18 protein-coding genes are annotated in these 17,430 nt (G+C 61.5%); 11 read left to right on the top strand and 7 right to left on the bottom strand.

The features are described from left to right. The 6 genes from GSQ77_RS05285 to hpxZ all read left to right on the top strand — a co-directional run bounded on the left by GSQ77_RS05285 (window position 1) and on the right by hpxZ (window position 6,368). Entirely contained in the window at window positions 1–2,394 is a 2,394-nt protein-coding gene (locus tag GSQ77_RS05285) for a xanthine dehydrogenase family protein molybdopterin-binding subunit (protein WP_158899781.1), read from the top strand. After that, entirely contained in the window at window positions 2,391–3,221 is an 831-nt protein-coding gene (locus GSQ77_RS05280; RefSeq protein ID WP_158899779.1) for a xanthine dehydrogenase family protein subunit M, read from the top strand. Before GSQ77_RS05285 ends, GSQ77_RS05280 begins: the two co-directional genes overlap by 4 nt. Then, entirely contained in the window at window positions 3,218–3,736 is a 519-nt protein-coding gene (locus GSQ77_RS05275) for a (2Fe-2S)-binding protein (protein ID WP_158899777.1), read from the top strand. Before GSQ77_RS05280 ends, GSQ77_RS05275 begins: the two co-directional genes overlap by 4 nt. A gap of 116 nt (window positions 3,737–3,852) precedes the next feature. After that, the gene (locus GSQ77_RS05270) at window positions 3,853–4,653 is read left to right on the top strand and encodes an SRPBCC family protein (RefSeq protein ID WP_158899775.1); all 801 of its coding nucleotides are present in this window, start codon (window positions 3,853–3,855) and stop codon (window positions 4,651–4,653) included. 10 nt (window positions 4,654–4,663) lie between these two features. Then, window positions 4,664–5,947 (top strand): DUF1116 domain-containing protein, encoded by a 1,284-nt coding sequence (locus GSQ77_RS05265; RefSeq protein ID WP_158899773.1) that lies wholly within the window; start codon window positions 4,664–4,666, stop codon window positions 5,945–5,947. Window positions 5,948–5,990: 43 nt separating this feature from the next. After that, entirely contained in the window at window positions 5,991–6,368 is a 378-nt protein-coding gene (gene hpxZ / locus GSQ77_RS05260; protein ID WP_158900462.1) for an oxalurate catabolism protein HpxZ, read from the top strand. Between the two features lie 10 nt (window positions 6,369–6,378). Here the strand turns inward: hpxZ and GSQ77_RS05255 are convergent, their stop codons facing one another. Then, window positions 6,379–7,041: a MarR family winged helix-turn-helix transcriptional regulator gene (locus GSQ77_RS05255; protein WP_254067450.1), complete on the bottom strand. Its 663-nt coding sequence runs from the start codon at window positions 7,039–7,041 to the stop codon at window positions 6,379–6,381. Then, the gene (locus tag GSQ77_RS05250; protein WP_158899771.1) at window positions 7,028–7,687 is read right to left on the bottom strand and encodes a DUF1989 domain-containing protein; all 660 of its coding nucleotides are present in this window, start codon (window positions 7,685–7,687) and stop codon (window positions 7,028–7,030) included. The genes GSQ77_RS05255 and GSQ77_RS05250 overlap by 14 nt, the downstream gene beginning before the upstream one ends. A 465-nt stretch (window positions 7,688–8,152) precedes the next feature. On the opposite strand from GSQ77_RS05250, the gene GSQ77_RS05245 reads away from it, so the two are divergent. Genes GSQ77_RS05245 through GSQ77_RS05230 form a run of 4 tightly spaced genes read left to right on the top strand, consistent with a single transcriptional unit; the run spans window position 8,153 to window position 11,239 of the window. Continuing rightward, on the top strand, window positions 8,153–9,037 hold the full coding sequence (locus GSQ77_RS05245; protein ID WP_158899768.1) for a transporter substrate-binding domain-containing protein: 885 nt from the start codon (window positions 8,153–8,155) through the stop codon (window positions 9,035–9,037). Between the two features lie 18 nt (window positions 9,038–9,055). Next, window positions 9,056–9,703: an amino acid ABC transporter permease gene (locus GSQ77_RS05240; RefSeq protein WP_158899766.1), complete on the top strand. Its 648-nt coding sequence runs from the start codon at window positions 9,056–9,058 to the stop codon at window positions 9,701–9,703. After that, window positions 9,700–10,356 carry an amino acid ABC transporter permease gene (locus GSQ77_RS05235; RefSeq protein WP_158899764.1) on the top strand — a complete coding sequence of 219 codons (657 nt, stop codon included), beginning with the start codon at window positions 9,700–9,702 and terminating at the stop codon, window positions 10,354–10,356. The genes GSQ77_RS05240 and GSQ77_RS05235 overlap by 4 nt, the downstream gene beginning before the upstream one ends. A gap of 22 nt (window positions 10,357–10,378) precedes the next feature. Continuing rightward, complete coding sequence (locus GSQ77_RS05230) at window positions 10,379–11,239, top strand: amino acid ABC transporter ATP-binding protein (RefSeq protein ID WP_158899762.1); 861 nt, start codon at window positions 10,379–10,381, stop codon at window positions 11,237–11,239. An 87-nt stretch (window positions 11,240–11,326) separates the two neighbouring features. Here the strand turns inward: GSQ77_RS05230 and GSQ77_RS05225 are convergent, their stop codons facing one another. From GSQ77_RS05225 to GSQ77_RS05210, 4 genes are all read right to left on the bottom strand, one after another. Continuing rightward, window positions 11,327–11,680, bottom strand: a complete 354-nt coding sequence (locus tag GSQ77_RS05225; protein WP_158899760.1) for a hypothetical protein — start codon at window positions 11,678–11,680, stop codon at window positions 11,327–11,329. Window positions 11,681–11,868: 188 nt separating this feature from the next. Further along, the gene (locus GSQ77_RS05220) at window positions 11,869–13,188 is read right to left on the bottom strand and encodes an MFS transporter (protein WP_158899758.1); all 1,320 of its coding nucleotides are present in this window, start codon (window positions 13,186–13,188) and stop codon (window positions 11,869–11,871) included. 98 nt (window positions 13,189–13,286) lie between these two features. Further along, complete coding sequence (locus GSQ77_RS05215) at window positions 13,287–14,273, bottom strand: D-2-hydroxyacid dehydrogenase family protein (RefSeq protein ID WP_158899756.1); 987 nt, start codon at window positions 14,271–14,273, stop codon at window positions 13,287–13,289. A gap of 31 nt (window positions 14,274–14,304) precedes the next feature. After that, window positions 14,305–14,622: an NIPSNAP family protein gene (locus GSQ77_RS05210; protein ID WP_158899754.1), complete on the bottom strand. Its 318-nt coding sequence runs from the start codon at window positions 14,620–14,622 to the stop codon at window positions 14,305–14,307. A 92-nt stretch (window positions 14,623–14,714) separates the two neighbouring features. Between GSQ77_RS05210 and GSQ77_RS05205 the strand changes: the two genes are divergently transcribed. Beyond that, window positions 14,715–15,665: a LysR family transcriptional regulator gene (locus tag GSQ77_RS05205; protein ID WP_158899752.1), complete on the top strand. Its 951-nt coding sequence runs from the start codon at window positions 14,715–14,717 to the stop codon at window positions 15,663–15,665. A gap of 93 nt (window positions 15,666–15,758) precedes the next feature. Here the strand turns inward: GSQ77_RS05205 and yidC are convergent, their stop codons facing one another. Beyond that, window positions 15,759–17,408, bottom strand: a complete 1,650-nt coding sequence (gene yidC, locus GSQ77_RS05200; protein ID WP_158899750.1) for a membrane protein insertase YidC — start codon at window positions 17,406–17,408, stop codon at window positions 15,759–15,761. Between the last annotated feature and the right edge of the window lie 22 nt (window positions 17,409–17,430).

The following is a 17,430-nucleotide window of genomic DNA, read 5'->3' as shown; positions in this document are numbered from 1 at the left end:
ATGAACCCGCTAGAACATGCCAGCAGGCCGCAAGGCATAGGCGCACCGCTTACCCGCAAGGAAGACGACCGTTTCATGCGCGGGCGCGGCGAGTACGTCGGCAATATCCGCATGGTCGGCATGCTGGATGTGGCGTTCGTGCGCAGCCCGATTGCACATGGTCACATCATCGGCATCGAAAAGCCGGCCGGCCTGGAGCACGCCGTCTACACGATGGCCGATCTGCCCGGCGTGCTGCCTATCGTCGCCAATTCGTCGTTGCCCGGGTTCAAATCCTCAGAGCAACCGGTGCTGGCGAGCGGCAAGGTACGGCAAGTGGGCGAGACGATCGCGATGTGCGTGGCCGAAACGCGCGCCGCTGCCGAAGATATCGCAGCCCAGGTGTTTGTCGATTTCGAAGAACTGCCCGCGGTCACCGACATGCTGGCGGCACGCCTGCCCGAATCGGCACTGGTACACGAACACTGGGGCGATAACGTATTCCTCGAAACGAGTATCAACACTGAGCCTAACGCGGCTTTCGATGCAATCCGGAACAGTGCCCCGATCAAAGTGCAGCGCAAGCTGCGCACCGCACGCCAAAGCATGGCACCGATGGAAGGCCGCGGTGTCGTCGCGCATTGGGACAAACGGCTCTCGCAACTGATCGTTCACACCTCTGCGCAGATGGTTCATGTCACGCGCACCGGTCTTGCGCAGTGCCTGGGCCTCGACGAAGGCCAAGTGCGCGTGATCTCGCCCGACGTGGGCGGCGGCTTTGGCTACAAGGGCATCCTGCTGCCCGAGGAAGTCTGCCTGGGTTGGTTGGCGATGCGCCTGGGACGTCCGGTGCGCTGGATCGAAGACCGGCGCGAGCAACTCACGGCCAACGCGAACTGCCGCGAGCACGACTACGACATCACCGCCTATGCCGATCACGATGGCCGGCTATTGGCCGTCGATTGCGAAGCCAGTGTCGATTCGGGCGCGTATTCGTCGTATCCGTTTTCGGCGTGTCTGGAAGCGGCGCAGGTCGGCAGCATCCTGCCCGGACCGTACAAGATGGAGCGCTATCGCTGTCATACGTGGTCGGTAGCGACCAACAAGCCGCCTATCCTGCCGTATCGCGGCGTGGCGCGCACGGGGGTTTGCTACGCGATCGAAACAGTAATGGACGCGATCGCGGTTGCCGCCGGACTCGAACCGTACGAAGTGCGGCTGCGTAATCTGGTGGGCCCGCATGAAATGCCGTACGACAACATCACCAACAAACACTTCGACAGCGGCGACTACCCCGAAGCGGTGCGTCGCGCCATCGCGGCCATCGACTTACCCGCGGTACGCGCGCGTCAGCGTCGGGGCGAACCGGACGGTCGCCGTATCGGATTCGGCTTGGCCGTGTTTTGCGAGCAGGGCGCGCACGGCACCTCGGTGTATCACGGCTGGGGTATTCCGATGGTGCCGGGCTTCGAGCCTGTGGTGATGCGGCTGACACCCGACGGCGTGCTGGAGCTACGTGCCGGCGTTCATTCGCACGGGCAAAGCATGGAGACCACGCTGGCGCAAATTGCGCACGAAGTGCTCGGCATCGATACCGATAGAGTGCGCACGGTGCTCGGCGATACGGGCGTTACACCTTATTCGACCGGAACCTGGGGCTCGCGCTCGATCGTGATGGCCGGTGGTGCAGTGGGCAAGGCGGCCAAGGAGCTCAAGGAACGGCTGATGAAAATCGGCGCGTGGTTGCTGCAGGAACCGATCGAACAAATTACTTGGGAAGCGGGTGCAGCGGTTGGTGCGAGCGGTCGCCGCAGCATCGCCGAGATCGCTCACGTCTGGCACCTGAAGCCGCAATTGTTGCCGCCCGATGTGGATCCGCGCGGCCTCGAAGTGGCCACCAGCTATCAAGCCCGGCGCGACACCGGCACGTTCAGTTATGCGTGTCATGCGGTGGTGCTGGCCGTCGACACGGATCTCGGCAAGGTCGAACTGCTCGACTATGTGATCGTCGAAGATGGCGGTGTGCTGATCAATCCGATGGTGGTCGATGGACAAGTGTATGGTGGCGCCGCGCAAGGCATAGGCACCGCGCTTTACGAGGCGATGCCCTATAGCGAGGATGGTCAACCGCTCGCCTCGACCCTGGCCGATTATCTGCTGCCCGGTGCGACGGAAGTGCCGGCGATCCGCATCGAGCATATGGAGACGCCGTCGCCCTATACGGAATTCGGGCAGAAAGGCATAGGCGAGAGCGGCGCGATCGGTTCGCCCGCGGCGATTTCGAATGCGGTGAACGATGCGCTGCGCCCGCTTGGTGCTGAGGTCAGTCAATTGCCGATTACACCGCGTGTCATTCTCGAAGCGCTCGCTGTGGCTGCGCGCGAGTCTACGCCGTTAGCGGGAGTCGCCGCATGAAAGCCGCGCGCTTCGATTATTTCAAACCCGCCGATCGCGCTGAGGCCGTTCGCCTCGTCGCCGCGAGCGACGGCATGGGTAAGTTCGTATCGGGCAATCAGTCCTTGGGGCCGATGATGAATTTGCGTCTGGCTCAACCCGAGTTGCTAGTCGATGTGCGTGGCATCGCCGCATTGCGCGAATGTCGGCATGAAGACCACTACTTCGTGATCGGCGCCGGTATCACGCATGCCGAGATCGAAGACTGCCGCATTGAGGACGTGACGCAGGGCTTGTTACCTTTCGTCGCGGCGGGTATCGCATACCGCGCGGTGCGCAATCGCGGAACCGTAGGCGGCAGCCTTGCGCACGCGGACCCCGCAGCGGACTGGATCAACGTGATGCGGCTACTCGATGCGCAGTTCCTCGTGAGCGGCCCCACCGGTGAGCGCGTGGTCGCGAGCGACGCCTGGATGGCCGGTGCCTTCACCACTGCGCTCGAACCCGACGAACTCCTCACGGCGGTGCGCATACAGCGCTTGGCACCGACCGCGCGCTGGAGCTATTACAAGTTCAACCGCAAGCCGGGCGAATTCGCCGAGGCGATCGCCGCTTTCTACGACGATGCCGCTAGTGGCGTGTGCCGCGCCGTGATCGGCGCCATCGACGCGCCGCCCTTCCTGATAGCTAACGCCAGCCCGCTACTCGAGCGAGACGACCCCGCGTTGCTCGCGCAACATCTCGAACACGCTGGCCTGGAACCGGGCAGCTATTCCTATCAGGTTCATCGCGTGGCGCTCGAACGCGCGGCGCGCATGGCCCGCGAATATCGCAGGACCCCACAATGAGCGACACCATCAAGAAGCCTATCGAGTTGGTCATCAATCGCGTCAAGGTTGCGGCCTTCGTCGAGCCGCGTACCCACCTCGCCGATTTTCTGCGCGAGCAGCAGTTGTTGTGCGGCACCAATATCGGCTGCGAGCAGGGCGTGTGCGGTGCTTGCACGCTGCTGGTCGATGGCGTGCCCACACGCTCCTGCATTACCCCCGCGATTGCCTGTGCCGGTGCGCAGGTGCAGAGCATCGAAGGCTTCGACGAAGATCCGCTGATGGCGCAACTGCGCTCGGCATTCAGCGCCGAACATGCGCTGCAGTGCGGGTATTGCACGCCGGGCATGTTGATGACGGCGCGCGATATCGTGAGCCGGTTGCCCGATGCCGATGACGCGCGGGTACGCCTGGAATTGTCGGGCAATCTATGTCGCTGTACCGGGTACGTGGGCCTTGTGCGTGCGATTCGGCGCGTGCTCGATGCACGCCGCGACGTCGGCGTCGTGCGGCAGCCGGACGCCGTGACGGCTTGAGTGCGCTTGCGCTGAATCCTGCAGCTAAGCGTTGGGTCATTCCGGCTTTGTCGGAGCGCCCGATCTAGCCACCTCATTTAACGTGTCATCTAACGTGTATTAGGCCGAGCCACACTATGGAAATTACACAGCGTTTTACCGTACCTTATCCGCGCGATGCAGTGTGGGCCTGCTTTCACGATACGGCCGCGATTGTCGCCTGCCTGCCGGGCGCGGCGTTGAGCGCCGAACCGCAAGAGGGTCAGTTAAAGTTGGCGATGACCATCAAGCTCGGCCCGATTGTCGCGACCTTCGCCGGCGATGGGTTGATGACACTGGACGAGGCGGCGTATCGCGGCAGTGTCAGCGGCACCGGCATCGATCGCAAGAGCGCGTCGCGGGTTAAGGGCGAGGCCGCGTTCGCGCTGGACGCGAGCGTACCGGGTGAGACCGGCGTCGATGTGAAGGTCGACTATACGATCGCGGGCGCACTGGCGCAGTTTTCACGCGGCGGGATAGTGATCGAACTGGCAACGCGGTTGACTGAGGCGTTTGCCGGCAATTTGAAAAAGCGACTCGATGAGCAGGCGTCTTTGAGCGCGGTTGGCAGCGACAATGTTGTGGTCGATGTGGTGGCAAATCAAAGTCCGGTGCCGAGCGAGGGTGGTACATCGGATCATCAAGTTATGGCAAACGACGACGCTGCGTTGATTGCGTCGAATGCAATGCGCGGCGACGCGACCGAGGCCGCAGCGACGCAAGCCATGTCTGCCCCCGAGTCTGCTTCGGCTGCTTCGGCTGCTTCGGCTCCGGCTGCTTCGTCTCCTCGCCCGACAGTACCGCCGCCCGTCGCCCCGTTGGATCTCGGCAATCTGTTTTGGAAGATGCTCTGGGATCGTGTACGTAACCTGTTCGGCTTCGGTCGCAAAGCGTCATAAGTTGGCGGTCATGACCCCCACTAACCCACTCCCTCAGACGACCGACACCCCGCGTGCGCGTGCCAACCATGCCGCACTGGCACGCTTGTACGCTACGCGCCCGCAGTGGCGCAGCGTAAGTTGCGCGCGCGATGCAGTCGGTCTACCCGATCACACGCTGCTGCATGCCGGAGCGCCTTACGCCGATCCTCGGCAACCCTCCGCACCCGTGCTCTCGTCTGCGGTGTTGTGTTGTCTATACGAAGGCTGGGCTCGCACCGAATCCGAAGCGGAACTGTTGATCGCGAACGGTACGGTCAAATTGGTACCGGCTCAATCCTATGGCGTGGTGACACCACTGGCCGCAGTGATATCGCCTACCACCTCGCTAGTCGAAGTCAGCGATGCCGCCGCGCCCGATCAAACAGCGCGGCGCGCCTGGTCCCTGCTCGGCAGCGGCGCGGGCGCACAGATACGCTTCGGCAGCCGCGACCTGGCCATCCTGGCTCGCCTTGCGTGGCGCGACACGGTGCTCGCGCCGTGCCTGAGCGAGGCGTTGGCCACGCAGCCCATCGATTTGCTGGCACTCGCAGCGGCGGGACTCGCCGCCGGCGACGACCTGCATGCCCGCACTACCACCGCCACACAACTACTCAGCGCTCAGTTGTCGCCCCGGCTCGCAGCGTGCCAGCGGCCCGAGCACGGTGCGGCGGTCGAAGCCATGTTGCAGCAGACGCCACTATTTTTCCTGACGCTCTGGATGGCCGCCTGCCACTTGATGCTCGATGCCGCGTCGGCGGGCGGCCAGGACGCAGCCTCGACGCTCGTCGTCGCACTCGCCGGCAACGGGCAAACGTGTGGCATCCGGCTAGCCGGCGCGCCTGATCGCTGGTGGACTTGCACAACCGGCAGCCCGCTCGGACCACGCATGAATCCCGCATCGACCGACGCGATAGCCGCGCTCACGGGCGACAGCGGTGTGATCGACAGCGCAGGCTTCGGCGCCCAAGCGCTTGCAGTCGCGCCGGAAATCGAACAAGTGTTTGCCCCCTGGTTGCCAAGCGATAGTCGCAAGCAGCAAGCCAACCTACTAGTCGGCGTGCACCCTTATTTTGCCCACACACCGCATACTGCCGCGCTTCGCTGTGGCCTGGACGCCGCCGCCGTCGCCACCAGCGGCGTCAGCGGCACTCCGCCGCTGGCAGCGATTGCGATGATCGCAGCGGACGGCCGCACCGGGTTGCTCGGACGCGGCTTGTATAGCGCACCTGCCGAACTGTTCGCCACCGCCGTCGCCGAGCTTGGCAACAGATAGGCTTACTATCTCCCTGACTATCCCTACCCGAGACGCCTTGCCGATGCAGATCAACGACCCCGCCGCGCTTGCCGAAGTGAGCGACGCTTTCGACGCCTACGAACTCGCCTTAACGAGCAATCAAGTAGAAACGCTGGACACCCTGTTCTGGAATAGCGAACACACGCTACGCTACGGCGCCGCCGAAAATTTACAGGGTTACGCGCAGATCCAGGCGTATCGGGCACAACGCCCCTCGCGTGGCTTGATGCGCACGATCGTCTCGCGTTCTATCACGACGTTCGGCGCCGACTTTGCCGTCGCGAACATTACCTTCACACGCGAGGGTGAGCCGCGCGTAGGTCGTCAGTCGCAGAGCTGGGTGCGTTTCCCCGCCGGCTGGCAGGTGGTCGCCGCTCATGTCAGCTGGATGGATGCGTAGTCAACTGGGGTCAGCCGGCCTCACGCTCCTTCGCTCGCGTAACCGGTGTACGGCTCGACTCATTACCTGCTTCGACCAGCAACTGCAGATGCTGCATGAATTGCTCACGCGCGGCCGGCGGTAATTTTTCAATCGTGCGCTGGTGCGCGCGTGCGACGCCCACTTCAAGCCGGGCCAACAGCGCGCGTCCCACCTCGGTCAGTTCGGCCACTTTCTTACGTTTGTCGCTACGCGCAACCTTGCGTTGAATAAAGCGCCGCTCGACAAGTCGCGTAATCACATCCGCCGTATTGGCGCGATCCAGACCGACCGCGCGCGACAACGCGATCTGTTCGGAAGGTCCCAGTTGTTCGAGCGCAGTCAGGATGCTGTACTGCACCGGCGTAATCCCCTCCGGCGCACACTCTTCGAAAAACAGCGCGACGTGAATCTGGTGCAGCCGGCGAATCAGAAAGCCAGGCCGAGACTCCAGCGAAGTGCCACGCCAATCAGTCGTCGCTTGATCAGCAGACTCTGCCGACTCGGCAATCGGCAAATCGGTCATCGCCTGCGTACCGGATTCAGCGACCGACAGCTCGTTCCGTGCCCGCGCACTGGATACAGCGACCGGCGGTTTGGTCGCCGCTCGCGCAACGCGCCGCCGCGGAACAACGGGCAATTTAGCGCTCGCCATCTTGATCACTTTGCGAGGCAGGCCAAACGCTGACGTGTATCGGCGTCGGCTTAAAGCCCGACGAAGGATTATTCTGCTGCGGGCAATTGGACAGCACGGCAAGTACCGGCATTTCCGCCCGCAACTCGACATAGTCGCCGGCCTTCGATGAACTAGGCTCGATCGCGACCTGCCCCTGCGCATCGAAAGCAACACGCATGAAAAAATTGATGTTCGACACGATTTCCGAAGGCGCCAACGCCCATTTCGATAACTCGGCCACGAAATTGCTGCGGCAACTCTGCGTCTTGACTACGCCGTAGCGCAACTCGTCCATCTCGTTGCTGCAGCAACCGGCCAGCGTGTCGTGGAATCCGCAGGTGTCTTCGATCACGGTAAAGAGCGTCTTCGCGTGATCCGAGTAGAGCTTGTTGCCTTTGGTCACGTACAGCGAGCGATTCAGTTTGATGGTGTTGGGCACATTGAGACGGTCCAGCGGCAAGCTCGCCGAGTAGCAAAGGAAGTCGACCGCCTGTTGCCCTTCGAGGTCGACAATGCGCAAACGCTCGCCCGCCTCCAGGCGCCGCGACCAGCGCCCGCCTGCCTCGATGGTCTCGCTCGCGATCGGCTCAAGCTCGCGACTCGAATGTTGTTGTGGCTCCTGCATGCCGCTCTCCTTTTTCTCAGCGGGATCGATACCCGGTACATGGTAGTCCCGCACCATGACGCAAGAACCGCGCCGCCTCACGCATATCGTCAGCATACATCCTATCTTGAAACGGCTGATACTTGAACTACCCCGCCGGGAAATATGCCTGAGCTAAATGTCGTCCTACGAAAGGCGTTCTCCAGACCCCTGCAGTGCGAGCCAAAGCGGTGCGTCATGCACCGCCGTACAAGCATTCGGCGCGCAATTCATGCACCGGCACAGTGCTTATTTCGAGCCGCGAAACGCGCCGGATTCCGTCTGGCCTTTTGCGCGTTCGCTGGCCCATTACTGGCATGAGCCTTGCATGGTTATGCACAATTCGTCAGTACCCGTACTAATTGTGCGAGTGCAGCGAACTCCACCCGACCGCGGACGACGTGCATCGCACGTGGAGACGGTCTCAACAGCGAAAAGGGAAAATCCATGTCGTCTCTCGTATCACGCGCCTTCGGTCAGCCACGCCGCGCATCCGACCGTCCGCAACGCGCCGGCATGCGCCGCGCCGCGGCACTCGCCATCTTCACGCTCGCAGCCACCTTGGGCGTGAGCGCCACCGCAAGCGCCCAAACCGCAGACGCGATCAAGGCACGCGGGTCCATGACCGTTGCGACCGAAGATGATTTCAAGCCGTTCGAATTCGTCGACAACGGCGTGCCCACCGGCTACGACACCGAAATGCTGGCCTTGGTCAAAAAGAAACTCGGCCTCGACATCAAGCAGCAAATCATGCCGTGGTCAGGCATCTTGCCTGGCGTCACGACGGGCAAATACGACATGGCGGTAACAGCCGTGCTGGTCACCCCCGAACGCAAAGCAGTATTCGATTTCACTTCGCCGCTTGCGCAGTCCACCACGTTCTACGCGGTTAAAAAAGGCTCGAGCATCACCTCGGCTAATGATCTGGTCGGCAAGGTAGTCGGCGTCCAGACAGGCAGCGCAATGCTGGCCGATCTGAAAACGTTCGACGAAGCGATGAAGAAGAAAACCGGCAAAGGGCTCAAGCAAATCGTCGAGTACCAGTCCTACCCCGAGATCTATCAGGACCTGGCGCTTGGGCGTGTAGACGCTGTCGCCAACACGCAGATCAACCTGAACTCATTGATCCAGACTCGCCCCGACACGTTCGTGATCGGCCAACCGATTGGCAACCCGGTCTATATCGCATGGGCGGTCAAGAAGGGCAATCCGGGAGCCCTGGCGCTCGTGGACGGCGCGTTGAGCGATTTGCGCAAGAGCGGCGAAATGTACGCACTGCAAAAGAAGTGGCTCGGTGCGAGCTTCGAAGCAATGCCGCAATCGATTAATTGATTTGCCGCGAGCCCGTCGATGACCGCATACGATTACTGGAGCATCACGCGCGGCGCGCTGGCGACGATCTCGCTGTCGCTCGTGAGCATCGTGCTTGGGGTCCCGCTCGGGCTGGCGTTGGCATTGATACGCTGGGCCCGCGTTCCGGTGCTCAGCCGGCTGGTGTATGGCTACGTCAGCGTGATCCGGTCATGCCCGACCGTCACGCTGACCTTGCTCGTGTATTTCGCGCTGCCCCAACTCGGTTTGTCGCTCGAGCCGACCGGGGCGGCCATACTCGCACTGACCGTCAGTACCTCGGCGTTCAACTGCGAGATCTGGCGTAGCGCGTTGATCGAGTTTCCGCGCGACCAATACGATGCGGCGCGCGCGTTTGCGATGTCGCGCTGGGTGCGCCTCAAATTGATCGTGTTTCCGCAAATCTGGCGGGCGAGCCTGCCCGGGCTCGTCAACGAAATGACGCTGCAAATCAAGTCGACGCCGGCCGTCGCCGTAATCGGTATCGTCGACATTACGCGCGCAGCGTTGCGCGTAGGCGCGAATACCTACCAACCACTGCCGCCGTTTATCTTCGCGCTGCTGCTATACGGCTTGATCGTGTTCGCCTTGTTGCGCGTGCAGCGTGCGCTCGAACGCCGTCAACGCGCCAGCGGGGCGATGGCATGAGCGATTTCCTGGTTATCTGGGGGCAGCGCGACGTCGTACTGGCAGGTCTGCTCAACACCGTGATCCTGCTCGTGATCGCCGCAATCGCTTCGATCGTGCTCGGCGCAGTGCTGGCAGCCCTGTTGATGTCGAAGCAAAAGGCAGTGGCGAAAAGCGCCGCGCTGTATGTCGATGCGATGCGCTGTTCGCCGTTCCTGCTGTTCGTTTATCTGATCTATTTCGGCTTGCCGACCTTGGGCATCAGCTTGTCGAACTGGGTATCTGGCGCGATCGCGCTGATACTCTACAACACCGCCTACATGGCGGAACTGATGCGCGGCGCGTGGCTGGAGCTGCCAGCCACGATGATCGAATCGGGCAAGGCCTTCGGCTTTCGCGGCGTGTCCTTGCTGCGCTATATCATCCTGCCGCCTGTGCTGCTGCGTGCAATGCCGATGATCAGCAGCCAGTTGATCCAGATCGTCAAGGACAGCGCGTTTCTCACCGTGATCGCCGTATCGGAACTCACGCATGAGATGACCAGCATCCAGGCGACCTACTTTATTCCGTTCGCGGCCTTCGTCACGGCAGTCGTTCTGTATTGGGGCATCTGCCTTGCGATCGAAGCCGCCAACGGCATGCTCGACAAGTATGCAGAACAACGCAGGTCGTGACCCCTACTCAACGGCAAGCTCAATGAATTCGATCCCTGTCAGCGCCCCAGACGCGCATAAGCCCGATGGATCCAACGCAGGCACCCCAGCGGCCGCGGTGGACGACATTGCGCTGAATGTGCTCCTCCTGAACGGCATTTCCAAATCCTTCGGCAGCAATCAGGTTCTGCGCGATGTCTCCTTGAAAGTGGCCAAGGGCGAGACGGTTTGCCTGCTCGGCCCCTCGGGCTGCGGCAAGTCGACTTTGCTGCGCTGTATCAACTGGCTCGAGATTCCCGATGCCGGCAGCATTCATGTATCGGGCAACCGCATGGGTGTGCGCGGCAACACCAGCTTGAAGATGAGCGACGCCGACCTGGCGCAGGTGCGCGCCAAAATCGGCATGGTGTTCCAGCATTTTGCTTTGTGGCCGCATTTGAGCGTGATTGAAAACGTGATGGCGGCGCCCTTGCATGTGCTCAAGCGCAACCGTGCCGATGTCCGGGCGGAGGCGGAGCAACTACTGGCGCGAGTCGGGCTTGCCGAGAAGTGCGACCAGTTTCCGTCGCAACTCTCGGGCGGTCAGAAACAGCGCGTCGGCATCGCCCGCGCCCTCGCGATGAAACCCGACGTACTGCTATTCGATGAGCCGACCAGCGCGCTCGATCCGATGCTGGTCGGTGAAGTGCTCAGCGTGATGCAGGCGCTGGCAAGCGAAGGCGCGACGATGGTCATCGTTACGCACGAGATGGAGTTCGCGCGGCAAGTTGCGAACCGGGTGGTGTTCATGGATGCGGGGCAAGTGGTGGAAACCGCGCCGCCCGCGCAGTTCTTCAGCGCGCCCGAATCGGCACGGGCTCGGCAATTTTTGGCGCGCTTTCACGGACAGGGCACGGTAGCGTGAGAACGGCCTGCTAGGGAAAACGCGAGGCCGTGCGAATGAGCACCTCCGTCAAGCGGGCAAGCTTGCACGAAGGCACCCTCGGTTCAATCAAGTTTTCTGCTTGGTCTTCAACGACTCGACGAGCGCGAGTAGTTTCGCCATTTCGGTTTCGAGGAGCTCGGTCAGATTACGCAGCGCTTCCTCTTTGGAAGTCCCGCTCGCGCTGTATTGCCTCAAAACCTGGGCATGGTCGGCCGACAACGCTGCCAGATCCAGGAAAATTTCGTCGCCTTGGCGGCTCGGCGCAGTGGCGCAGTAGCCACCGCGTTGTGCACCCCCTGTAGCCGCCTGGGTCGAGGTTCCCGGGCTTGCATCCCTCTGCGCGGGTTTCGCCGCTGCCGCACCTCCAGGAAGAAAGCCCGCACCCAGCAGGCTGCGCCCGCGTTTATGGTCCTTGTACATGTTGCCTCCCGCCCACCTTTAAGAATCGCAAAGATCCCAGAGCTTGCGATCCGGGAATGGAGTTCAGTATTTGGGATTCAATACGCGGGCGGTAGTTCCCTCAGTACGGGAACGCACCTCGAGGAATTTTTGCGGAACGCCCGAGCGCGATGGGCGCTCGGGGTATCAAGGACAACGATGCGGACGTTCTAACGCGCGGTATCAGCGGCCATCATATTTTTGCCGACTGCCGCTGCGGGCTTACGGTCCGGCAGCAGAAAGGCGATCAGTGCAGCGAGGAACGCGGCGATTGCAAGCACCACTAGCGCCATCGAGAAGTTGCCGGTGAAGTCCTTGATGATGCCGACGACCCACGGGCCGGCCAGACCGCCAAACTGCCCGATGGTGTTGATCAGCGCAATGCCGATTGCCGCTGCCGCACCGCCAAGGAACTCACCCGTCAACGTCCAGAATACAGCCAGGCAACCCCAGATACCGGCAGCGGCGATGCAAAGCAGCACGAGTCCGATGACAGGCTGCGATACAAACGCGCAAGCGAGCAAGGCCACGCCGCCAACGACCATGCAGATGGCGATGTGCAGCTTGCGCTCGGCCACTTTATCGGAATGACGCGAGACGAGGCTCATCGACAGCGCCGCGCAGCAAAACGGCAATGCGGTCAGGAAGCCCACTTCGAGGTCGCTCGACGTGCCCATGCTCTTGATGATCTGCGGCAGCCACAGCAGCACGCCGTAGAAGGCCGTCAGAAAGCACACGAACAAGGCAGACAAGCTCCACACGCGCGGCATCACGGCGATCTTCAGGAACGGCAAGTCGGCGGTCTTCTCCAGCTTGGCGGCTTCGCTGGCCAGTTCGTTCACCAGCCATTTCTTTTGGTCCGGCGCGAGCCACTTGGCGCGCTCGGGCCGGTCGGTCAGCCAGACCAGCACGAACAGGCCCAGCACCACAGCGGGCACAGCCTCGAACAACAGCATCCAGCGCCAGCCGGAGATCCCATTAATGCCGTCCATCGTATGCATCAACAAACCGGAGACCGGCGAGCCGATCGCCGAGGCAATCGCGGTCGCCATGATCACGCCGGCGTTGGCGCGCGAGCGGTAACGAACGGGAAACCAATAGGCCAGATAAGCGACTACGCCCGGAATAAAGCCCGCTTCGGCAACGCCCAGCAAGAAGCGCAGCACATAGAACGAGGTCTGCGTATGCACGAAGGCCAGCATGCCCGACACCAACCCCCACGTCACCATGATGCGGGCGATCCAAAGCCGCGCACCGACTTTATGCAGCATGATGTTGCTGGGGACTTCGAACACCGCATAGCCAATGAAGAAAATGCCGGCTCCGAGACCGAATACCGATGCGCTAAAGCCCAGCTCATGATTCATGCGCAGGGCGGCAAAGCCGATGTTGACGCGGTCCAGGTAGTTGATGATGAGCAACACGAACAGGAACGGAATCAGGCGCCAGTACACGCGCTTGATCGTCAGCGATTCTAGTGAATTCTCCACTACGGTCTCCTTGTGGAAGCCACTTGCCGAAGGGCTTGCGGCCAGTTTGGTTTTTGCTTTTCTTATGGTTGAGCGAGATGCGCGTCGATGCGATGGTTTCAACGCGCGGCGTGTTCGGTCCAGGCTTCCGGATTCAGCAAATTGATGGGCCGGCCGGCACGCCATGCGATCAATTGCTCGATGGCGATGCCGAAGTAATGCTCGTAGGTGTCTTTCTCGACATAGCCGATGTGCGGCGTGGCCAGCACGTTATCGAACCGCAGCAGCGGATGATCGGCGTTGTAGATCGGCTCGCGCTCGTACACGTCGACGGCAGCGAAACCAGGGCGACCGGCCGTCAGTGCCGCTTCGAGCGCACCATCGGCCACGACTTCGCTGCGACTTGTGTTGACGAACAGCGCGGTCGGCTTCATCGCCAGCAGGTCGTCGCGCGTGATCGAGCCGCGCGTGGCCGGCAACAGACGCAAATGGCAGCAGACCACATCCGCCTGGCTAAAGAATTTTTTCCGGTCGGTCTCGGTTTCCACGCCGTCCTTGGCCGCGGCCTCGATCGACGTCACGTGGTCGCCCAGCGCGACTACCCGCATTCCGAAGGCGCGGCCATATCCCGCCACCACGCTGCCGATCTTGCCGTAACCGGCGATACCGAGCGTGCGGCCTTGCAAACCGGTACCGAGGTGGCCTTGCCATAGACCGGCCTTGAAGCGCGTTGCTTCGAGATGAACCTTGCGCATCGACGTCATCACGAGCGCCCAAGTCAACTCGGCAGCCGCAGTCGTGGCCGAGCCCTCGGAGCACACGGGAATGCCGCGCGCCGTGCAGGCTTTGAGGTCGACGTGGTTGGCGGCCCGCCCGGTCTGGCTGATGAATTTCAGGTTCGGCAGCCGCGCGAGCAACTCGGCGCTGATCGGCGTGCGTTCGCGAATCAGCAGCAACGCGTCAGCAGAGGCGAAGCGCCGGGCTTGTTCGTCGATCGAAGTCACGGTGTCCTGATGGATTTCGACTTCGAAATCACGCGCCAGCGACGCATAGCAGTCGAGCGTCTTCACGCAGTCCTGGTAGTCGTCGGAGATGATCACTTTCATAGTTTTCTCGGGTTTTCTCGCGAACAGCCGCTTAGATTTTCGACCAGGGGGCCGACATCAGGAGCTGGTTTTCCTGGTTGTGGATGAAGCGGCCTTCCGCTGTTTTCTGCTTGTACGCCGTCCACTCCGGATCGTTCTCCATCGCGGCGCGCTTGCGCTGGCGATCGGCGAAATCCTCGTAGCCCCACAAATGCACGACTTGGTTGAGCTGCCCCACTTCGGTGATGAAATAGCCGAGCGGGTCGCCGAGATGTCGGCGCTGCACCGGCAAACCCTGCGCTTCGTAGATGGCGAGATACGGCTTGAGCTGGCCGGGCACGATCGTGTACCGGCGAAGATCGACCAACATGTGAGTTTCCTCGTAAAGACTGGCGCTCAGTGTAGGGCGACGTGCTTCCCTAGTACAATCGATTAAAACTACGCTATTCACGAGAAAAATTGATGAATGAAGATCGGTCCACACGGCGCCTCTCGGTGCGGCATGTACGTGCGTTTGTCGCCGTGGCCCAGCATCGCAGCTTGACCCGAGCCGCGGAGGCGCTGTTCGTGACCCAGTCGGCGCTGAGCCTGACGATCCAGCATCTGGAGCAAGATCTTGGCGTGTCGTTGTTCAATCGGACCACGCGCCGGCTCGACCTGACCGAGGCCGGCGAGGAATTCCTGCCATCTGCCAAACGTTTGCTGCATGAGTTCGATTCGACCATCGGCGACATGCGAGCGCTGGGCAAATGCGAACGGGGCCGGGTCGGGGTGGCGGCGGTGCCGTCGGTCATGGCGCTGTTGCTGCCGGAGGCGGTGGCGACGTATATCGACGCGTTTCCCGGCATCGATGTGTATCTGCGCGAGGACAATTCCGAAAGCGTGCAGCAGCGCATCATCAACGGCGACGTCGACTTCGGCATCTGCAGCCCGTGGGAAGCGGATCCGGAGCTGGTGTTCGAACCGCTGCTCGAGGATTCATTCGGCGTGGTGTTCGCGCCGCATCATGCGCTGGCTGAAAGTACCGGCGAAATCTCGTGGGATGAGATCGGCGAATACCGGATCATCGGCTTCAGTCCGGACCTGGGGATGCAGCATCAATTGAGCAACACGCCAGGCTTGAGCGAGGAAGTGCGCCAGCCGCGCTATCGCGTGTCGAACACAGCGACGATAGAGACTTTATTGATGCGGGGGCTCGGTGTGTCGGTGATGTCGGCGCTGGCGGCACAGCGTACGCCGCTGAATCGGCTCAACTTGAGGCTGCTGTCCCAGCCGGTGCTCACACGTAGCGTGGGCGTGGTGCGTCGCGAGGGCAAGGCCTTCTCGCCCGCCGCAACGGCGATGCTTGCGCACATTCGCAAGGCCGTGCCGCAACTGGCCCGCTTTCCGGGAGTGAGGGTGTTAGCGCAATGACGCCCATGAAAAAGCCGCCTGGTCTGACAAGACACAGGCGGCTTTTCGGGGCGAATTACGCGTTGGCTTCGGGTTAAACCCCGCGCCCGCTTATCAGGCCGCTTTCTTCTTACCCATCATGCGCGTGATGTAATACTGCTGCGTAATCGACAGCACGTTGTTCACCACGTAGTACAGCACCAGGCCGGCCGGGAAGAAGAAGAACATGACCGAGAACGCCAGCGGCATAAACATCATCATCTTGGCTTGCATCGGATCCGGCGGCGTCGGGTTAAGACGCGTTTGCAGGAACATGGAAGCTGCCATCAGCACCGGCAAGATGTAAAACGGATCGGGCTGCGACAAATCGTGCAACCACAGCGCCCACGGTGCACCGCGCATTTCCACCGACGACAGCAGCACCCAATACAGCGAGATGAACACCGGGATCTGGATCACCACCGGCAAACAACCGCCGAACGGGTTGACCTTCTCGGTCTTGTACAACTCCATGAGCGCCGCATTCATCTTCTGCGGCTCGCCCTTGAAGCGTTCGCGTAGCGCGGTCATCCGCGGCGTGATCGCCTTCATACGCGCCATCGAGCGATAGCTTGCTGCCGACAGCGGGAAGAACACGGCCTTGATCAGCACCGTCAGCGCGATGATGGACCAGCCCCAGTTGCCGAGCACGCCATGGATCTTGTCGAGCAGCCAGAACAGCGGCTTGGCGATGATCGTGACCCAGCCGTAATCCTTGACCAGATCGAGCCCCGGAGCGATCGAAGCGAGCATGCTCTCTTCCTCGGGACCAGCGAACAAGCGCGCCGAGATATCGACCGATTGTCCCGGTGCCAAGGTTTGCAGCGGCTCTTTCATACCCACGCGATACAGCGTCGGATCGATCTTCTGCACGTAGATATCGCGCTTCACGCCTTGCTGCGGAATCCATGCCGTGGCGAAGTAATGCTGCACCATGGCAACCCAGCCGTTATCGGCTTGCGGTGCGTATTCCTCTTTGTTCTTGTCGATATCTTCGAACGTCATTTTCTGGAAATGATGTTCGTTGGTATAGACAGCCGGGCCGATGAAGGTATGCGAGAAACGTGGCGTTTCAACCGCCTGGTCGTCGCGCACCAGCTCCATATACAGCGTAGGCGTAACCGGTACAGTACCGGTATTGGTCACCTGATTCGACACCCCGATCACATAGCTGCCGCGCGTGAACGTATAGGTCTTTACAACCTTCACGCCATCCTTGACCGGCGACTCGAACTTGACCGCCAGCGTGTCGCTGCCCGGGGCCATCGTGGTCGGACCCGGCACCAGCGTGAATACGTCGCTGTGGTTCGGGAAGTTGCCGCCCGTCAAGCCGGTACGCGCCAGATAGGTATGCGTCGGCGTCTGGTCGAACAGCGTGATGTAGTCGTCTTTCTTCTCGTCGCCATCCTGCAGCAACGAGAGCTTGCTCATCGTCGCGCCCTGCGTATCGATCACGCCTTTAAAGACGTCGGTCTGGAACTCGACTTTCTGGCTCGGCACGGCAGCAGCTTGCGTGCCACCGGGCAAGGTTGCGGAATTCTGAGCGGTCACGCTGCCGGGCTGATCCGACTTCGCGCCTGGCGTCGCGTCGGACGCGGCCTGCGTGGAGACCGGGCTCGGGAAAAACATCGATGGGTGACCGTGCGAGCGCTGCCAGTTATCGAATAGGATAAGCAGCGACACAAAGAAGATAGCCCACAGAATGTTGCGTTTTGTGATAACCATGCGGCGTCTCGATATCTGGGAG

Source organism: Burkholderia sp. L27(2015), from assembly GCF_009765705.1.
Taxonomy (GTDB): Bacteria; Pseudomonadota; Gammaproteobacteria; order Burkholderiales; family Burkholderiaceae; genus LMUX01.
This window is presented reverse-complemented; position numbering and strand designations above follow the sequence as displayed.